This window comes from Pseudonocardia parietis (genome assembly GCF_017876315.1).
GTDB lineage: Bacteria > Actinomycetota > Actinomycetes > Mycobacteriales > Pseudonocardiaceae > Pseudonocardia > Pseudonocardia parietis.
The window spans coordinates 4,240,298-4,258,634 of record NZ_JAGINU010000001.1 but is presented as its reverse complement, the minus strand read 5'-3'; the positions used below and the strand labels follow the sequence as shown (position 1 = coordinate 4,258,634).

Genomic DNA, 18,337 nt, shown 5'->3' with positions numbered 1-18,337 from the left:
ACGGGCCCGGCAGCGCTGCCGGGCCCCGACCCCAGGGAGCCGCGATGCGCACCCTCGACCTGATCGTCCTCGTCGCCTACCTCGTGCTCTCGCTGGGCATCGGGCTCTGGATGTCCGGGCGGCAGCGGTCCAACGACGACTACTTCCTCGGCGGCCGGGACCTGCCCTGGTGGGCGATCTCGCTGTCCGTCGTGGCCACCGAGACCTCCGCGCTCACGGTGATCAGCGTCCCGACGGTGGCCTACCTCGGATCGCTGACCTACCTGCAGCTCGCGCTGGGCTATCTCGTCGGGCGGATCGTCGTCGCGTTCGTGCTGCTGCCGCGCTACGCCGCCGGGAAGCTCACCACCGCCTACGGCTACCTCGGGCAGCGGTTCGGCCGCGGCATGCAGGGCACCGCGTCGGTGGCGTTCCTGCTGACCCGCCTGCTCGCCGACGGCGTCCGGATGTTCGCCGCGGCGATCCCGGTCAAGGTCATCCTGTCCGGGATGGGCATCGAGGTGTCGTTCTTCTGGATCATCGTGGTGCTGTCGCTGGTGACTGTCGCCTACACCTACGTCGGCGGGATCAAGGCGGTCGTCTGGACCGACGTCATGCAGATGGTCCTCTACGTCGCCGGTGGCGTCGTCGCGCTGGCCGTGATCGGGCCGCAGCTGCCCGCCGGATTCTTCGACGACGCCGTCGCCGCGGGCAAGACCCAGCTGCTCGACTTCGCGTCCAACCCGGTCTCCGCGCCCTACGCGTTCGTCACCGCGGTGCTCGGCGGCGCGCTGCTGTCGATGGCCAGCCACGGCGTCGACCAGATCATCGTGCAGCGGCTGCTGTCGTGCCGCAGCGTCCGGGACGGGCAGAAGGCGCTGATCTTCTCCGCGGTGATCGTCGGTGTGCAGTTCGCGCTGTTCCTGGTCGTCGGCCTGTTCCTGTGGGGGTACTACCGCGGAGCGAGCCCGGCGCAGCTCGGCCTGGCGACCGGCGACGAGCTCTTCCCGAAGTTCATCGTCGAGGGCCTGCCGGTCGGCGTCTCCGGGCTGCTGCTCGCCGGGATCCTCGCCGCGGCCATGTCGACGCTGAGCTCGTCGCTGTCGGCGCTGTCTTCGTCCACGGTGATCGACCTGGTGCAGATGCTCTCGCGCCGCGAGCTCACCGCCGCCCAGGGCATCCGGCTCTCCCGGGCGACGACGCTCGGCTGGGGCCTGGTCTTCATCGTGTTCGCGAACCTGTTCACCTCGACCGAGGACCCGGTCGTCGAGCTGGGCCTGTCGGTGGCCGGCATCACCTACGGCGGCCTGCTCGGCGCGTTCGCACTGGGCATGTTCGTCCCGCGGGCCCGCCAGCTCGACGCGATCATCGGCTTCGCCGTCGCGGTCGTCGTGATGGCGTCGTTGTTCCTGTTCGCGCCGGACGCGGTCGGCTTCACCTGGTACACCGCGATCGGCCTGGTCATCACCATGGTCCTGGGTCTGCTGCTGTCGCTGCGGCACCCGGCGCCGGTGCGGCGGGAATCCGCCGGTGACGCTGCGCGTTCGGGTGCGTGAGCGCACCCGACACATAGGTAGGTTTGACCGCATGGACACCTGGGCCCGGACCGACGTCCCCGCACTGGAGGGCAGCGGCCCGCCGCTGCGGCTGCACGACACCGCCACCGGCCGGGTGCGCCCGACCGCGCCGGGACCGGTCGCGACGATGTACGTCTGCGGGATCACCCCCTACGACGCGACGCACCTGGGCCACGCGGCCACCTACCTGGCGTTCGACCTGGTGAACCGGCTGTGGCGCGATCTCGGGCACGACGTGCACTACGTCCAGAACGTCACCGACATCGACGAGCCGCTGCTCGAGCGGGCCGAGCGCGACCAGGACGACTGGGTCGTGCTCGGGCTGCGCGAGACCGCCCTGTTCCGGGAGGACATGGAGGCGCTGCGGGTGCTGCCGCCGCGCCAGTTCGTCGGTGCGGTGGAGGCGATCCCGGAGATCGCCGAGCTGGTCGAGAAGCTCGTGGCCTCCGGTGCGGCGTACGGGCTCGACGACCCGGAGTACCCGGACGTCTACCACGACATCTCGGCCACCGGCCGGTTCGGCTACGAGTCGAACTACGACCTCGACACCATGCTGCGGTTCTCCCGCGAGCGCGGCGGGGACCCGGACCGGCCCGGCAAGCGCAACGCGCTCGACCCGCTGCTGTGGCGGATGGCGCGCCCCGGCGAGCCGTCCTGGGACTCCGGCCTCGGCCGCGGGCGCCCGGGCTGGCACGTCGAGTGTGCCGCGATCGGGCTCAACCGGCTCGGCCCGCGGATCGACCTCAACGGCGGCGGCTCCGACCTGATCTTCCCGCACCACGAGTGCGGGGCGCTGCACGCCGAGTCGCTGACCGGTGAGCACCCGTTCGCCCGGCACTACACGCACACCGGGATGATCGGGCTGGACGGCGAGAAGATGTCCAAGTCCAAGGGCAACCTGGTCTTCGTCTCCAAGATGCGCAACGACGGGGTGGACCCGAACGTCATCCGGGTCGCGCTGCTGGGCGGGCACTACCGCGCCGACCGCTCCTGGACCGACGAGGTGCACGCGCTGGGGGAGAAGCGCGTCGCCCGCTGGCGGGAGGCGGTGGACCTGGACGCCGGGCCGGACGCCACCGAGCTGGTCGCGAAGCTGCGCACGCACCTGGCCGACGACCTCGACACCGCAGGCGCCCTCGCCGCGGTCGACGCCTGGGCCGACGAGGCGCTGACCCGCCGGGGTACCGACACGGCCGCCCCGCAGCTGGCCCGCACCGCCCTGGACGCCCTGCTCGGCGTGCGTCTCTGACCAGCGCACCGGCGAGGGGTACTCCAGAGCCGTTCGATCATCGTTCGGAACCTCTGGTGTGCCCCTCGTGACTACGGCTCGGCCCGGCGTCTGCGGTCGACGGCCAGGACCGCGGGCACGCCGGCGACGAGCAGACCGGCGGGCACGAGGAACCCGGCCAGCGGATCGGCGTGGTAGACGGGGGTGAGGCCGGCCGGTGCCGCCGCGGTCCCGGCGAACCGGACGGCCTGCACCACCGAGATGGCGCCGCCGCTGTTCGGTCCGCCGGACCCCAGGACCAGCGTGTTCACCCCGACCAGGATCAGCTGGCTGCACACCCCGCCGAGCGCCCAGAAGGCGACGACGAGCCCCAGCACGGGCACGAGACCGATCAGCGCCACCAGGATCCCGCCACCGATCGCGCCGGCGAGCACGCACCGGCGGGCCCCGAGCCGGTCGACCGCGCCACCGATCAGGCGGGCGGTGAGGATCCCGGCGAGGCCGAGCGCGGTCAGCACCAGTCCGCGTTCGCCGGCGCCGAGCCCGAAGACCGTCTCCAGGCGCAGCGCGAGCAGGAAGTTCAGGCCGGCCAGGGCACCCCAGCCCAGCCCGGCGACGACGCCGAGCCGTAGCACCGGGCCGGTCCAGGCCGCGCGCAGCCGTGGCCGTCGGTCACCGCGCGCCGGCGCGGCGCCGCCCGGGATCCCGACCACGGCGAGCAGCAGTGCCACCAGCGCCGCCCCGCCGAACGACAGCCGCCAGTCGACCTCGGCGGCCAGCCCGCCGAACAGCGGAGCCGAGGTCTGCCCGGCCGCCTGCAGGGAGCCGAACCACCCCAGCGCCCGCCCGATCCGGTCGGACTCGACCGAGGCGGCCAGCGCGGCGAGCAGCAGGGGAGTGGTGAACGCGTTCGCGACGCCCTGCAGCGCGCGCCCGAGCAGGAACACCGCCCAGGACGCGGCCAGCACGCACGCCAGCGACGCCACGACGTAGAGGGCGTATCCGGCGACGACCGTGCGCGCCCGGCCCCACCGCTCGCCGAGCGTGCCGGACACGAGCATCACGGCGGCGAAGGGCAGCAGGTACGCGGTGATCGAGACCGACGCCGACGCCGTGGGCACACCGAAGTCGGTACCCAGCTCGGGCAGCATCGCCGCGGTCAGCCCGCCGCCGAACGGTCCGAGGAAGGCACCCGCGAACAGCGCGCCCCGCCGCAGGGCCGCACCCATCGGTGCGCCTCAGGCGTTCGGGCCGCGGCGGCGCAGGTAGCGTTCGAAGTCGGCCGCGATGGAGTCCCCGGAGGTCTCCCGCAGCTCGGTCCCCTTGCCCTTGCCCTCGGCCTCGGACTCCGACGCCTGCTCCTCGAGCTGGCGGACGTACTCGCGCACCTCGTCGTCGGCGTCGGCCATCTCGGAGACGGTCTGCTCCCACTCCTCGGCCTTCTCCGGGAGCGCCCCGAGCGGCACCTCGACGTCGAGCGCCTCCTCGATGCGGTGCAGCAGCGCCACGGCCGCCTTGGGGACCTGCGCCTGCGAGACGTAGTGCGGGACCTCGGCCCAGTACGAGACGGCGGGGATCCCGGCCTGCACGCAGGCCTGCTGGAAGACGGCGACGATGCCCGTCGGGCCCTCGTAGCTCGACGGCTCGGTGCCCATCTCCTCGAGTGACTCGAGATCCCACGCGGTGCCGTTCACCGGGGTCGGCCGGGTGTGCGGAACCTCGGTGAGAAGGGCTCCCAATGTGATGACCTTGGTCACCCCCAGCCGCTCGGCGTGACCGACGATCTCCGCGCAGAACGTGCGCCAGCGCAGGTTCGGCTCGATGCCGTTGACCAGCACGACGTGCCTCCCGGTACCGGGCAGCGCCGCCCACGACAGCCGGGTGGTCTGCCACTCGATCCGACGGGTCACCCCGTCGGCGAGTTTCACGTGCGGGCGCGTGACCTGGAAATCGTAGTACTCCTCGGGATCGATCGAGGTCAGCGGCTCGGCGTCCCAGCTGAGCTCCAGGTGCTCCAACGCGGTGCTCGCGGCCTCGCCCGCGTCGTTCCAGCCCTCGAACGCGGCGATGAGGACCGGCTCGACCAGGTCGGGCACGGAGTCGCCGCCCGTGGTGCTCGGCTCTCGGTCGGTCATCGCTCCAGCCTACGGTGCCCCACGTCGCAGAACCCGGCTCACACCCCGGGGGGAGGTAACCTGGCTGATCGTGTCATCTACGACGGGAGCGGATCACTCTGTGAGCACCTCTTCGGACGGCGGCATCCAGACCCACCATGTGGACCCAGAAAGGGTCCGGAGCGCGGAGCGCAGAACCCAGCAGCTGAAGGACCTCCTCGGGACCCGGATCGGTGTCATCGACGGCGCCTGGGGGACGGTCATCCAAGGTCTCGGTCTGTCCGCCGGCGACTATCAAGCGGACTGGCTGGAGGGACACCCGAAGGATACGAACGGGGACCCCGACCTTCTCAACCTCACTCGTCCGGACCTGATCCTGCAGGCCCACCGCGACTACTTCGACGCGGGCGCGGATCTGACGACGACGAACACCTTCACCGCCACCACGATCGGCCAGGCCGACTACGGCCTCGAGTCGAAGGCGGCCGCGATGAACGTCGCCGCCGCGAAGCTGGCCCGCGAGGCGGCCGACGAGGCCGAGCGGACCACCGGTGAGCCGAAATGGGTGGCCGGCTCGATCGGCCCGCTGAACGTGACGCTGTCGCTGTCGCCGAAGGTCGAGGACCCGGCGTACCGCGCAGTGACCTACCAGCAGGTCTACGAGTCCTACGCCGAGCAGATCGCGGCGCTCGACGAGGGCGGTGTCGATGTCCTGCTGATCGAGACGATCTTCGACACGCTGAACTCGAAGGCCGCGCTGCACGCCGCGCACGACGTCGCGCCGCACCTGCCGGTGTGGATCTCGGTGACGATCGTCGACCGCTCGGGCCGGACCCTGTCCGGGCAGACCGTGGACGCGTTCTGGACCTCGATCCGGCACGCGAACCCGCTGGTCGTCGGCCTGAACTGCGCGCTGGGAGCGGACGAGATGCGCCCGCACGCGGTCGCGCTCTCGGAGATCAGCGACACCTTCGTCGCGACCTATCCGAACGCCGGCCTGCCGAACGCGTTCGGCGGCTACGACGAGACGCCCGAGCGGACCGCGGAGTACCTGCGCGAGTTCGCCGAGGCCGGGCTCGTGAACCTGGTCGGTGGCTGTTGCGGAACCGGCCCGGAGCACATCCGGCGCATCGCGGAGCAGGTCAAGGGCATGCCCCCGCGCAACCCGGCCGCGAAGTCCGGCCGGACTCGCTTCTCCGGCCTGGAGCGCTTCGACATCACGCCGGACACCGGCTTCGTCATGATCGGTGAGCGGACCAACGTCACCGGGTCGAAGCGGTTCCGCAGGCTCATCGAGTCCAAGAACTACACCAAGGCCCTCGACGTCGCCCTGGACATGGTCCGCGGCGGCGCGAACATGCTCGACGTCAACATGGACGCCGACCTCCTCGAGTCCCACGAGGAGATGACGACGTTCCTGAACCTGCTGGCCACCGAGCCGGAGGTCGCCCGGCTGCCGATCATGATCGACAGCTCGCGGTGGCGGGTGATCGAGGCCGGTCTGCGCTGCGTGCAGGGCAAGGGGATCGTCAACTCCATCAGCCTCAAGGAGGGCGAGGAGCAGTTCCTCGAGCAGGCGCGGACGGTCCGGTCCTACGGTGCGGGCGTCGTCGTGATGGCGTTCGACGAGACCGGGCAGGCCGACACCGCCGACCGCAAGGTCGAGATCTGTGGGCGCGCCTACGACCTGCTGGTCGAGAAGGCGGACTTCCCGCCCGAGGACATCATCTTCGACCCGAACGTCCTCGCGATCGGGACCGGCATCGAGGAGCACAACGAGTACGCCAAGAACTTCATCGAGGCGGCTCCCCGGATCAAGGAACGCTGCCCCGGCGTGCACCTGTCCGGTGGCATCTCGAACCTGTCGTTCTCGTTCCGCGGCAACGACGTCGTCCGTGAGGCGATGGACTCGGCGTTCCTGTTCCACGCCATCAAGGCCGGCCTCGACATGGGCATCGTCAACGCCGGCCAGCTCGCGGTCTACCAGGACATCGAGCCCGAGCTGCTCGAGATGGTCGAGGACGTCCTGTTCAACCGGCGGGAGGACGCCACCGACCGCCTGGTCGAGAACGCGGACCGGTTCAAGGGTGAGGGCACCCAGCGCAAGCTGGACCTGTCCTGGCGGGAGAACGAGGTCAAGGAGCGCATCTCGCACGCCCTGGTGCACGGGGTCGTCGACTACATCGAGGACGACACCGAGGAGGCCCGCGCGCAGGCCACCCGTGCCCTCGACGTGATCGAGGGTCCGCTGATGGACGGCATGAAGATCGTCGGCGACCTGTTCGGCGACGGGAAGATGTTCCTGCCGCAGGTCGTGAAGTCCGCCCGCGTGATGAAGCGGGCGGTCGCCTACCTCGAGCCCTTCATGGAGAAGGAGAAGGAGGAGGCGAAGGCCCGCGGCGAGATCCAGTCCGAGCGGGGCAACGGCAAGGTCGTCATGGCCACGGTCAAGGGCGACGTGCACGACATCGGCAAGAACATCGTCGGCGTCGTGCTCGGCTGCAACAGCTACGAGGTCATCGACCTGGGCGTGATGGTGCAGGCCCAGACGATCCTGGACACCGCCGTCGCCGAGAACGCCGACGTCGTCGGTCTGTCCGGGCTGATCACCCCGTCGCTGGACGAGATGGTCTCCGTCGCCGCCGAGATGGAGCGGCGCGGGCTGAAGCTGCCGTTGATGATCGGCGGCGCGACGACCTCCCGCCAGCACACCGCGGTCAAGGTCGCGCCGTCCTACGACGGCAACGTGCTGCACGTCCTCGACGCCTCACGGGTCGTCGGCGTGGTCGCGGACCTGCTCGACGACGACCGCGCGGCGGCACTGCGCAAGCGCAACGACGAGGACCAGGAGCGGCTGCGCGAACAGCACGCCGCCCGGGAGTCCAAGCCGCTGCTGCCGATCGAGGAGGCCCGGGCGAACTTCGAGCGGGTCGGGTTCGACGACCTGCCGGCACCGGAGTTCACCGGGGTCCGGCAGTGCACGCCGACGATGGCCGAGCTGCGCGATCTGATCGACTGGCAGTTCCTGTTCCTGGCCTGGGAGTTGAAGGGCAAGTTCCCGCAGATCCTCAACTCGCCCGTCGCCAAGGAGCTCTACGACGACGCCAACGCGATGCTCGACGAGATCATCGAGAACGACCGGTTCACGGCGAAGGGCGTGTACGGGTTCTGGCCGGCGCACGCCGACGGCGAGGACATCATCGTGAAGGCGGGCGGGGACGACGCTGCCGGGGACGTCCGGCTGCCGATGCTGCGCCAGCAGACGAAGAAGCCCGAGGGGCGGGCCAACCGCAGCTTGGTGGACTACGTCGCGCCCGCAGGCGACCACCTGGGTGCGTTCGCGGTGTCCATCCACGGCGCCGAGGAGATGGCCAAGGAGTACGAGGACCAGCTCGACGACTACCGGGCGATCATGGTCAAGGCGCTCGCGGACCGGTTCGCCGAGGCGTTCGCCGAGTACGCGCACGGCAAGGCCCGCCGGGAGTGGTTCGAGCCCGACGCCGACCAGCCGCTCGAGGAGCTGCTCGCCGAGAAGTTCCGCGGCATCCGGCCCGCGTTCGGCTACCCGGCTTGCCCGGACCACACCCTCAAGCGCCCGCTGTTCGATCTGCTGGGCGCCGAGGAGCTGGGGGTGCGGCTGACCGAGTCCTTCGCGATGACGCCCGCGGCGGCGGTGAGCGGCATGATGTTCGCCAACCGCGACTCGCGGTACTTCACCGTGGGGCGGATCGGGAAGGACCAGGTCACCGACTACGCGCAGCGGCTCGGCATCGAGATCACCGAGGTGGAGCGGTGGCTGCGACCCAACCTCGGCTACACACCCGATGCCTGAGGTACGGGGCGTGCTGCTCGACATGGACGGCACGCTCATCGACTCGGAAAAGGTGTGGGAGGTCGCGCTCGACGACCTCATGAAGCACCTGGGCGCGGACGCGCTGTCCACCCAGGCCCGCCGCGAGACGGTCGGCGGCTCGCTCGACTCCTCGCTGCGGATCTGCTTCCGGGAGGCCGGGCGGGACCCGCACGCCGTCCCCGCGGACGAGTACCGCGAGGCCGGGGAGTGGTTCTACGGCCGGGCCGGTGAGCTGTTCGGGCACGGCGTGCCGTGGCGGCCCGGTGCCCGGGAGCTGCTCGGTGCGCTGCGGGACGAGGGTGTCCCGGCCGCGCTGGTCACCAACACCATCCGGGTGCTGGTGGATCCCGCGCTGGAGATGCTCGGCCGGGAACACTTCGCCGCCGTCGTCCCGGGCGACGAGGTGGCGGAGCCCAAGCCGGCGCCGGACCCCTACCGGCGCGGGGCCGAGCTGCTCGGGGCGGACCCGGCGGACTGCGTCGCGATCGAGGACTCGCCGACCGGGGCGCTGTCCGCGGAGCGGGCCGGTTGCGCGGTGCTGGTGGTGCCCTGCGAGCTGGAGGTGCCACCGGGGGATCGCCGCGTACTGCGGGAGACCCTCACCGGGATGACGCCGTCAGGGCTGGCCGAGGTGCTGGCCACGGTGCGGTCCCGGAGCTGAGTCCGGTGCACGCAGGGACCCGTCGCGGGAGCAGCTCCCGCGACGGGTCCCTTCGTGGTTACATGCCCTGTGGTCGCATGCCCTATGGCCGCAGGCCCGGCCCGGCGTGTGCGAGCGGTCCGCCGACCGCGACGAGCGGCCACCCGGGTTCCGGGCGGTCACACCGGGTGAACCATCCGGCGCGGTTCGTGGCCCGCACGGCTCCGTACCCCCGGGTACCCGCTGGTGCGGCCCCGGCCACCGTTCACACTGGTGGCGAAAGGGGTCGATGCACGTGAAGACATTCGACGGGTTGTTCGCCGAGCTGCAGGTCAAGGCCACGGAGCGGCCGGCGGGCTCGGGAACCGTCGCCGCGCTGGACGCCGGGGTGCACGCCCAGGGCAAGAAGGTGCTGGAGGAGGCGGGCGAGGTGTGGCTCGCCGCCGAGTACCAGGGCGACGGTGAGCTGGCTGAGGAGATCTCACAGTTGCTGTACCGGCTCCAAGTGATCATGATCCAACGCGGGCTCACCCTCGAGGACGTGTACAAGCACCTGTAGGCCGATCCGCCAGGACCGACCGGACACCGCAGCCGAGACAGATTTCAGGAGAGCGTCAATGCTCCGCGTGGCACTGCCGAACAAGGGCACCCTGGCCGAGCCCGCCGCCACGATGATGCGGGAGGCCGGGTACCGCCAGCGGACCGACTCGCGCGACCTCAGCGTGGTCGACGAGGAGAACGAGATCGAGTTCTTCTACCTGCGGCCCAAGGACATCGCGACCTACGTCGGCAAGGGTGATCTGCACCTCGGCGTCACCGGCTTCGACCTCATGGAGGAGTCCGGCAGCCAGACCCAGCAGCTCCTGCCCCTGGGCTTCGGCCGGTCCCGCTTCCATTTCGCCGCGCCCACCGACGAGGACTGGAAGCTGGAGGACCTCGACGGTCGCAAGATCGCCACGTCGTACCCGCGGCTGGTCCGGTCCTACCTGTCCGGCAAGCGGATCGGCGCCGAGATCGTGAAGCTGGACGGCGCCGTCGAGATCTCCATCCAGCTCGGCCTGGCCGATGCCATCGCCGACGTCGTCTCCTCCGGCCGCACGCTGCGCCAGCACGGGCTGCAGACCATCGGCGAGGCGATCGCGACCTCGCAGGCGACGCTGATCGAGCGCGAGAAGCGCCCGGACCGGGTGGAACAGGGCGAGATCACCACGGTCAAGAAGGTGTTCGCCGACCGGGTCCAGGGCGTCGTGCTCGCCCGCGAGTACCTGATGATGGACTTCGACTGTCCCGAGTCGCTGCTGCCCGACGTGGAGAAGGTCGCACCCGGGCTGCAGGCGCCGACGGTGTCTCCACTGCGCAAGGCCGGCTGGGTCGCGGTCCGCACGATGGTGCCGGCCAAGGAGACCAACAAGGTGATGGACCGGCTCGCCAAGATCGGTGCCACCGCGATCCTGACCTCGGAGATCCGGTCCTGCCGCGCGATGACGGTGAACGGCCACAACGAGGCCTGAGACGTCCGTTCCCCACGGACGGCGGCCCGCCACGGACTCGCTCCGTGGCGGGCCGCCGTCGTCGTCGATGGGGACTTCACACCCCTTCGCGGCACTGCACACCTGTTGCAGCGGGTGTGTGGCGCGGCGAAGGGGTGTGAGGCCGGCCTAGCGGGCGCGGACCGTCAGCGCCTGGGCGATCCGGCCGGTGTGCCCGGTCGTGTCGAACAGCGTCGCGGAGCAGGTACCCAGGCCCTCCGGGCCGACCACGGTGGCCCCGTCGACACCGAACCACTCACCCGCGGGCTCGCGGTGCAGATGCACCGACAGCTCGGTGTTGACGAACAGCCAGTCCCGCACGTCCAGCGGCGCGGCGACGCCGTTCGCGCAGTCCGCGGCGACCATCAGCCGCTGCAGCGGGGTCGGGTCCTCGCCGTCGACCAGCGGGACCCGCATCCGGATCCAGGCGCGCGCGGGCCCCGGCTCGTCCAGCGCGGCCTTGTCCAGCCAGCACCACTCGACGGCGTCGAGGAAACCGGGGAGCCAGCCGTCGGGCAGAGCGGTCCGGGGCGTGCCCTCCTCCGGGCCGGGGAGCGGCGCGACCGTCTCCCGGGCGGCGGCCGCGGTGTCCCCGGCGGCGAGCCGCCAGGCCCGGGCACGCAGGACGTCGCGTCCACCGGCCCGCATCGTCGCCGAGAGCAGCTCGATGGTCCGCCCGGGCCGTTCGACCTGCGCCGTCACCGTCACCGGGCCGGCAGGCACCATCCCGAGCACCTCGACGGTGACCCGCGCGACCCGCATCGGTGCCCCGTCCGGGCGGGACGCGGGCAGCCGCTCGAGCGCCCGGGCGAGCAGCGCGGACGGCGGTCCCATGTGCTGGGCGTCGGCGTACCAGGGCCCGGTGGTCGACGGCGTCGCCTCGAACTCGCCGACGCTCTCGCCGCCGGGATCGGTGTGCTCGCCGTGGGGCAGGTAGAAGGGGCCGGGAGGGATCACGGGTGTCACGCCCGCGATCATGCCGGGTCGTTGCCGGCCCGGCCGTCCCCGGGCCAGCCGGGGTAGGGCGGCGGCGTCCCGTCCCAGGCCGGGCACCGCGCCCGGTGGTCGCACGTACGGCACGCCGAGCCCTTGTTGGGCCGGAAGTCCCCGGTCGGCGCGGCCCGGCGGATCGCGGTCCACACGGCGTCGAGCAGCCGGGCGAAGCGCCACAGCTCGGCCTCGTCGGGCCGGTAGGTGAGCGCGGTGGCGTCGGCGAGGTAGAGCAGCCGCAGCTCGTCCGGGACGCGGCCGCGGGCCAGCAGCACGGCCAGGGCGTAGAACTTGAGCTGGAACAGCGCCGAGCCCTCGAAGCCCTCGCCGGGCGTCGCACCGGTCTTGTAGTCGATCACCCGCAGCGTGCCGTCCGGGCCCTCGTCGAGCCGGTCCAGGATGCCGCGCAGCGGGACCGGATCCCCGCCCGTGACCAGCCCCCCGCCCATGACCAGCTCCGTCTCGATCCGGGCCTCCACCGCCGTCGACCGCACCGCGGCCGGGTCCTCCAGCGTGAAGTAGGTGTCCAGCAGCGCGGACGCCGAGTCCAGCCAGACCGCCAGCGCCGGGTCCGCCGGGCCCTCGAACAGCGCCGCGACCTCCGGCCGGGTGTCGGCGAGCTCGTCCCAGCACGGGCCGAGCAGCTCCCGTGCCGCCTCCGGTGTCCGCCCGGCCGGCTCGTGGGCGAACAGCCGCTCCAGCACGGTGTGCACGAGCGTGCCGCGGATCTGTGCCGTCGACGGCGGCTCCGGGAGCCGGTCCACGGCCCGGAACCGGTAGAGCAGCGGGCAGCGCCGGAAGTCCGCCGCCCGCGACGGCGAGAGCGCGGGCGGCCGGGGGAGCTCCCCGGCGGTGGCGGGCGCGGCGTCCGGTGCGGTCACATCGGCAGGCTAGGCGAGAGGACCGACGGTTCCCGGCGGGCGGCCGGGCGCCCCGCGTGCGGCGGGTGTCGCGGGCGTCGTTAGCGTCGTCGACCGTGCACGACCTGCCCGGCCACGCCGCTCCCGACGCCCCACCCGCCGACGAACCCACCGCGGAGTGGGTACCGCCGCGCCGTGGCGGGCCGTTCCGGGCGGGGGACCGGGTCCAGCTGACCGACCCGAAGGGCAGGCACTACACGATCGTCCTCGACAAGGGTGGTGCCTACCACACCCATCGCGGCCAGATCGAGCACGACGACATCATCGGCGCCCCCGAGGGCAGCCTCGTCCACTCCGCGGCCAACACCGGATACCTGGCGCTGCGTCCGCGGCTGGCCGACTACGTGCTCTCCATGCCGCGTGGCGCGCAGGTGATCTACCCGAAGGACGCCGCGCAGATCCTGATGTGGGGCGACGTGTTCCCCGGCGCCCGGGTGCTGGAGGCCGGTGCCGGGTCCGGTGCGCTGACCTGCTCGCTGCTGCAGGCCGTCGGGCCGACCGGCCGGGTGATCTCCTACGAGGTCCGCGACGACCACGCCCCGCACGCGGTGAGCAACGTCGAGAAGTTCTTCGGCGAGCGCCCGCCGCACTGGGACCTGACCGTCGGCGACATCCGCGAGCACCACGGCGAGGTCGACCGCGTCGTGCTCGACATGCTCTCGCCGTGGGAGGTGCTCGACACGGTGCGGGAGAGCCTCGTGCCCGGCGGGATCCTGGTCGGGTACGTCGCCACCACGACGCAGCTGTCGGTGCTCACCGAGAAGCTGCGCGAGATGCAGTGCTGGACCGAGCCGGAGGCCTGGGAGGCGATGGTCCGCCCCTGGCACGTGGTGGGCCTGGCCGTCCGCCCGGAGCACCGGATGATCGCGCACACGGCGTTCCTGGTGACGAGTCGCCGGCTGGCCGACGGGGTCAGCCCGCCCCGCCCGCAACGCCGCCCGACCAGCCGCTGAATGCCACGTTCCGGCCGCGACGCGCCCGGGTGCGAACAAGAACTTCACACGATCCTCCCCATGCGAACGTGGCGGTTACGGCCGAGAAGCCGCAGAGTGGCCACACGGTGCCGACCGGTTGAGGCCCGGATCACCGGTTCGACGCACCGCCGCGGTTCCCCCGCCCGGGGTACCGTGGTGAGACGGAACACGGAGGGAGGCTGCCGTGAATCCCTACGACGATGGTCCCGGCAGGCGGGATTTCGAGTCTGGTCGCGACCTCAGCCCAGCTGAGGCCGCCGAGCACATCCGTCACCTCGAGAACGAGATCGCGACGCTGCGTCAGCGGCTGACCGAGACACCCCGGCATGCCCGGGTGCTGGAGCAGCGTCTGGCCGAGACCACGAGCCGGCTCTCCGCCCTCAACGCCCGCAACGAGAAGCTCACCGAGACCCTCAAGGAGGCACGGGGGCAACTGGTCGCGCTCCGCGAGGAGGTCGACCGGCTGGCCCAGCCGCCGTCGGGGTACGGCGTCTTCCTGGGCCGCTACGACGACGAGACGGTGGACGTGTTCACCTCGGGTCGCCGGATGCGTGTCCCGGTGTCGCCCGCGGTGGACGGCACCGAGCTGCGCAGCGGACAGTCCGTCCGGTTGAACGAGGCGCTGACCGTGGTCGAGGCCATGGGCTTCGAGCAGGTCGGCGACCTGTACTCGCTCCGGGAGATCGTCTCCCGGCCCAGCGAGGACGGTGCGGCAGGCCGTGGCCTCGTGATCGGCCACTCCGACGAGGAGCGGGTCGTCTGGCTTGCCGCACCGCTGTTCGACCTCGGCCAGGAGGAGGGCGTCAGCGCGCTCAAGGCCGGTGACTCCCTCATGGTCGACTCGCGGGCGGGCTACGCCTACGAGCGGGTCGCCAAGGCCGAGGTCGAGGACCTCGTCCTGGAGGAGGTGCCGGACATCTCCTACTCCGACATCGGTGGCCTGTCCCGGCAGATCGAGCAGATCCAGGACGCGGTGGAGCTGCCGTTCCTGCACACCGAGCTGTTCACCCAGTACGAGCTGCGCCCGCCGAAGGGCGTCCTGCTGTACGGGCCGCCCGGTTGCGGCAAGACGCTCATCGCGAAGGCCGTCGCGAACTCGCTGGCGAAGAAGATCGCCGGCCAGCGGGGCGACGACCCGGACGAGGGGCGCGCGTTCTTCCTCAACATCAAGGGCCCGGAGCTGCTCAACAAGTTCGTCGGCGAGACCGAGCGGCACATCCGGCTGATCTTCCAGCGGGCCAGGGAGAAGGCCTCGGCCGGAACCCCCGTGATCGTGTTCTTCGACGAGATGGACTCGATCTTCCGGACCCGTGGTTCCGGTGTCTCCTCCGACGTCGAGACGACGATCGTGCCCCAGCTCCTCGCCGAGATCGACGGCGTCGAGGGACTGGAGAACGTCATCGTCATCGGCGCCTCGAACCGTGAGGACATGATCGACCCGGCGATCCTGCGGCCCGGCAGGCTCGACGTGAAGATCAAGATCGAGCGTCCGGACGCCGAGGGCGCGATGGACATCTTCTCCAAGTACATCACCGAGACGCTGCCCATCCACGCCGACGACGTCGCCGAGTTCGGCGGCAGCCGCAAGGCCTGCGTGGACGGGATGATCCAGCGGATCACCGAGCGGATGTACGACGAGTCGGAGGAGAACCGGTTCCTGGAGGTCACCTACGCCAACGGTGACAAGGAGACCCTCTACTTCAAGGACTTCAACTCCGGCGCGATGATCCAGAACATCGTGGACCGGGCGAAGAAGTCCGCGATCAAGTCGGTGCTCGAGTCCGGCCAGCCGGGCCTGCGGGTCCAGCACCTGCTGGACGCGATCGTCGACGAGTTCGCCGAGAACGAGGACCTGCCCAACACCACCAACCCGGACGACTGGGCCCGGATCTCGGGCAAGAAGGGCGAGCGGATCGTCTACATCCGCACGCTGGTCACCGGGAAGAACGAGGCCACCGGCCGCGCGATCGACACCGCGTCGAACACCGGCCAGTACCTGTAGACACCGCACGGCCCGACACCGGCCCCGCCGCGACCACCGCGGCGGGGCCGGTCTCATTCGCCCGTCCGGCCGCCGCTCACGGCGTGCGGGAGCTGACCACGTCGAGATTGCGGAACGCCGGCTCGCCCGTCGCCATCTCCCGCATCCGCTTGGCGATCCGCGCGGTCGCGGGGTGCTCCGAGTTGCGCATGGCCTCCTCGTGGCTCGGGAAGCCGACGACCTCGACGTAGACGCCCGGGCGTTCCCGATCCGCGGCCAGCACGTACCACTGCGCGGTCCGGTCGGTACCGATCTCACGCATCCAGGTCCCGACCACGTCGTCGAACTCCTCGATCCGGTCCGTGCCGAACTCGATGAGCTGCAGGAACGATCCCTCGCCCGCCTCGAGCGGCGCATCCCGCAGGCTCGCGCGGACCGCGTCGCGCAGCTCGGGACCGTCGGTGTGGCCGTGGGTGGCGACGGCGTGCATACAGGCGGCCGTCACCACCTCGGCCTCGTCACCGGTGAGGGTCAGCGTGCAGCCGACCTCGCTCGGTACGTCGCGGCAGTCGACGATCTTCCTGGACATGACGGCCTCCGATGCGGCACGCGGGTGTACTCCGGCGATGCTCCGGCAGGCGCCGCCCCGAGAGGCGCGCATCGGTGTGAACGCCATCGCGGCGCGGCGTATCGGTCGAAGAGCGACCCACGGTAGCGGCGCGGGCCGGTCGGCACCTCGTCACGATGAGGGATCGCGCCCGTGCCTCGCCATCGGCCGCGCCATCGCTCAGAACTGCAGGCCGAGCGCCCAGCCCCCGAGCAACCAGGCGAACAACGTGATCAGCACGACGCCGACGACGTTGAGCACCAGCCCGCCGCGGGCCATCTGGCCGATCGTCACCACCCCGGAGCCGAACACGATGGCGTTCGGCGGGGTGCCGACGGGCAGCATGAACGCGCAGGTCGCGGCCAGCGCGGCCGGGATGAGCAGGGTCGTCGCGTCGGCGCCGATGCCCAGCGCGACACCGCCCAGCACCGGGATGAACGTCGCCGCGGTGGCGGTGTTGCTGGTCAGCTCGGTCAGGAGCAGCACGATCGTGACCACGGCCGCGACCAGCAGCAGGATCGGCAGCACGCCGAGGCCGGCGACGCTCGCCCCGATGAACTCGTCCAGGCCGCTGGCCGACACGGCGCCCGCCAGGGCCAGGCCGCCCCCGAACAGCAGCAGTACGCCCCAGGGCAGGCCCTTCTGGGCGTCGTCCCAGACCAGGAGCATCCGGTAGGTCCGTGATCCGCCGGACTCGTCCGACGTCGGCTCGTCGGGTGGCGTGGTGGCCGCCGGGAGCAGGAACAGCACGAGCCCGGCAGCGATCGCGATCGCGGTGTCGTCGAGGTCGCCGATCCACGGCAGGACGGCCTCGACGGCGCCGAACTCGGACAGGATGCCGGGCACGATCCAGAGGAAAGCGGCCCCGGCGAACACCGCGAGCACGCGCTTCTCGGCGGGGCTGGTCGGCCCCATCTCGTGCAGCTGCTGCTGGATCATCTCCCGGCCGCCGGGGATCTCGGTCAGGCCGCTGCGGAACAGCACCCGGGTGATGAGCAACCAGGCCAGCCCGATGAACACCACGACGATCGGGACGCCGAGCTGCATCCAGCCCAGGAAGCTGATCTCGCGGTTCAGCTCGCCGGAGATGTAGGCGGCGACGATGGCGTTCGGCGGGCTGCCGAGCAGGGTGCCGAGCCCGCCGATCGACGCCGACCAGGCCACCGACAGCACCAGCCCGACCCCGAACGTCCGCACCGCCGGGTCGCGCAGCGTCTCGGTGAGCGGGGCGCCGCGCCGGACCTCGTCGCCCGCGCTGCCGGCCCGCTCGGCCACCAGCGCCAGCACCGACAGCGCGATCGGCAGCATCATCAGCGTCGTCGCGGTGTTCGACACCCACATCGACAGGAACGACGTCGCGATCATCATCCCGAGCACGATCCGGGTCGGTGACGTGCCGACCGCCCGCAACGTGAGCAGCGCGATCCGCCGGTGCAGGTTCCACTTCTGCATCGCGATCGCGATGAGGAACCCGCCCAGGAACAGGAAGACGATGTCGTCGCCGTAGGCCGCGGTGGCCTCGGCGACGGGCAGGACGCCGAACGCCGGGAACGCGATGATCGGGATCAGCGCCGTCGCCGACAGCGGGATCGCCTCGGTGACCCACCACGTCGCCATGAGCACGCCGACGGCGGCGACCGTGCGGGCGTCCGGCTCGAGCGTCTCGGCGGCTCCGAGCAGCAACCAGGTCAGCCCGCCGAGCAGGAGTCCGAGGCCCCGCAGCGCCCAGGTCCGCCCGGGTGGACGGCCGTCCGCGGCCGTCGCCCCACCGGTGCCGACCGGGGGATCGCCGCTCGACTCCCGTTCGTCCTCGGTCCGATCCCGCTGGGACCCGGTCGTCGACATACGCGGACCTCCTCGTCCGTTCGCGTGCGCCGGGGACGCTAACCGACCGGGTGGGACCGCGCCGGGTATGGGCGGTTGCCCCGGTCGTCGTCCTGGTCGG

Annotated in this window: 14 protein-coding genes; 8 read left to right on the top strand and 6 right to left on the bottom strand. The window is 71.5% G+C overall.

Annotation, left to right across the window (positions count from 1 at the left end):
• Positions 1 to 44 precede the first annotated feature (44 nt).
• Both JOF36_RS20095 and mshC read left to right on the top strand, forming a co-directional pair.
• Positions 45 to 1,535 carry a sodium:solute symporter gene (locus JOF36_RS20095; RefSeq protein ID WP_210029334.1) on the top strand — a complete coding sequence of 497 codons (1,491 nt, stop codon included), beginning with the start codon at positions 45 to 47 and terminating at the stop codon, positions 1,533 to 1,535.
• A gap of 31 nt (positions 1,536 to 1,566) precedes the next feature.
• Positions 1,567 to 2,805, top strand: a complete 1,239-nt coding sequence (gene mshC / locus JOF36_RS20090) for a cysteine--1-D-myo-inosityl 2-amino-2-deoxy-alpha-D-glucopyranoside ligase (RefSeq protein WP_210029332.1) — start codon at positions 1,567 to 1,569, stop codon at positions 2,803 to 2,805.
• 71 nt (positions 2,806 to 2,876) lie between these two features.
• On the opposite strand, the gene JOF36_RS20085 is transcribed toward mshC, so the two are convergent.
• Complete coding sequence (locus tag JOF36_RS20085; RefSeq protein WP_210029323.1) at positions 2,877 to 4,013, bottom strand: MFS transporter; 1,137 nt, start codon at positions 4,011 to 4,013, stop codon at positions 2,877 to 2,879.
• Positions 4,014 to 4,022: 9 nt separating this feature from the next.
• Entirely contained in the window at positions 4,023 to 4,919 is an 897-nt protein-coding gene (locus JOF36_RS20080; protein ID WP_210029321.1) for a PAC2 family protein, read from the bottom strand.
• A gap of 139 nt (positions 4,920 to 5,058) precedes the next feature.
• On the opposite strand from JOF36_RS20080, the gene metH reads away from it, so the two are divergent.
• The 4 genes from metH to hisG all read left to right on the top strand — a co-directional run bounded on the left by metH (position 5,059) and on the right by hisG (position 10,902).
• On the top strand, positions 5,059 to 8,730 hold the full coding sequence (gene metH, locus JOF36_RS20075) for a methionine synthase (protein WP_307862758.1): 3,672 nt from the start codon (positions 5,059 to 5,061) through the stop codon (positions 8,728 to 8,730).
• Positions 8,723 to 9,412 carry an HAD family hydrolase gene (locus JOF36_RS20070; protein ID WP_210029310.1) on the top strand — a complete coding sequence of 230 codons (690 nt, stop codon included), beginning with the start codon at positions 8,723 to 8,725 and terminating at the stop codon, positions 9,410 to 9,412. The genes metH and JOF36_RS20070 overlap by 8 nt, the downstream gene beginning before the upstream one ends.
• Before the next feature lie 274 nt (positions 9,413 to 9,686).
• On the top strand, positions 9,687 to 9,950 hold the full coding sequence (locus JOF36_RS20065; protein ID WP_210035968.1) for a phosphoribosyl-ATP diphosphatase: 264 nt from the start codon (positions 9,687 to 9,689) through the stop codon (positions 9,948 to 9,950).
• Between the two features lie 58 nt (positions 9,951 to 10,008).
• Positions 10,009 to 10,902, top strand: coding sequence for an ATP phosphoribosyltransferase (gene hisG / locus JOF36_RS20060; protein WP_210029308.1), 894 nt, complete (start codon positions 10,009 to 10,011; stop codon positions 10,900 to 10,902).
• Positions 10,903 to 11,049: 147 nt separating this feature from the next.
• Here the strand turns inward: hisG and JOF36_RS20055 are convergent, their stop codons facing one another.
• Positions 11,050 to 11,898 carry a thioesterase family protein gene (locus JOF36_RS20055; protein ID WP_210029300.1) on the bottom strand — a complete coding sequence of 283 codons (849 nt, stop codon included), beginning with the start codon at positions 11,896 to 11,898 and terminating at the stop codon, positions 11,050 to 11,052.
• Complete coding sequence (locus tag JOF36_RS20050; protein WP_210029298.1) at positions 11,895 to 12,791, bottom strand: RecB family exonuclease; 897 nt, start codon at positions 12,789 to 12,791, stop codon at positions 11,895 to 11,897. Before JOF36_RS20050 ends, JOF36_RS20055 begins: the two co-directional genes overlap by 4 nt.
• Positions 12,792 to 13,000: 209 nt before the next feature.
• Between JOF36_RS20050 and JOF36_RS20045 the strand changes: the two genes are divergently transcribed.
• Positions 13,001 to 13,783 carry a tRNA (adenine-N1)-methyltransferase gene (locus JOF36_RS20045; protein WP_210035966.1) on the top strand — a complete coding sequence of 261 codons (783 nt, stop codon included), beginning with the start codon at positions 13,001 to 13,003 and terminating at the stop codon, positions 13,781 to 13,783.
• Between the two features lie 205 nt (positions 13,784 to 13,988).
• Complete coding sequence (gene arc, locus JOF36_RS20040; RefSeq protein ID WP_210029296.1) at positions 13,989 to 15,806, top strand: proteasome ATPase; 1,818 nt, start codon at positions 13,989 to 13,991, stop codon at positions 15,804 to 15,806.
• Between the two features lie 76 nt (positions 15,807 to 15,882).
• Here arc and JOF36_RS20035 read toward each other — a convergent pair whose 3' ends face one another.
• Positions 15,883 to 16,374 (bottom strand): DUF1059 domain-containing protein, encoded by a 492-nt coding sequence (locus tag JOF36_RS20035; protein ID WP_210029286.1) that lies wholly within the window; start codon positions 16,372 to 16,374, stop codon positions 15,883 to 15,885.
• Between the two features lie 198 nt (positions 16,375 to 16,572).
• Positions 16,573 to 18,237, bottom strand: coding sequence for an SLC13 family permease (locus JOF36_RS20030; protein ID WP_210029275.1), 1,665 nt, complete (start codon positions 18,235 to 18,237; stop codon positions 16,573 to 16,575).
• Between the last annotated feature and the right edge of the window lie 100 nt (positions 18,238 to 18,337).

What these genes read in the sequence shown, in the direction of transcription:
- JOF36_RS20095 (WP_210029334.1), top strand. Translation starts at nt 45, where the DNA reads ATGCGCACCCTCGACCTGATCGTCCTCGTCGCCTACCTCGTGCTCTCG.
- mshC (WP_210029332.1), top strand. Translation starts at nt 1,567, where the DNA reads ATGGACACCTGGGCCCGGACCGACGTCCCCGCACTGGAGGGCAGCGGC.
- JOF36_RS20085 (WP_210029323.1), bottom strand. Translation starts at nt 4,013, where the DNA reads ATGGGTGCGGCCCTGCGGCGGGGCGCGCTGTTCGCGGGTGCCTTCCTC.
- JOF36_RS20080 (WP_210029321.1), bottom strand. Translation starts at nt 4,919, where the DNA reads ATGACCGACCGAGAGCCGAGCACCACGGGCGGCGACTCCGTGCCCGAC.
- JOF36_RS20070 (WP_210029310.1), top strand. Translation starts at nt 8,723, where the DNA reads ATGCCTGAGGTACGGGGCGTGCTGCTCGACATGGACGGCACGCTCATC.
- hisG (WP_210029308.1), top strand. Translation starts at nt 10,009, where the DNA reads ATGCTCCGCGTGGCACTGCCGAACAAGGGCACCCTGGCCGAGCCCGCC.
- JOF36_RS20055 (WP_210029300.1), bottom strand. Translation starts at nt 11,898, where the DNA reads ATGATCGCGGGCGTGACACCCGTGATCCCTCCCGGCCCCTTCTACCTG.
- JOF36_RS20035 (WP_210029286.1), bottom strand. Translation starts at nt 16,374, where the DNA reads ATGTCCAGGAAGATCGTCGACTGCCGCGACGTACCGAGCGAGGTCGGC.
- JOF36_RS20030 (WP_210029275.1), bottom strand. Translation starts at nt 18,237, where the DNA reads ATGTCGACGACCGGGTCCCAGCGGGATCGGACCGAGGACGAACGGGAG.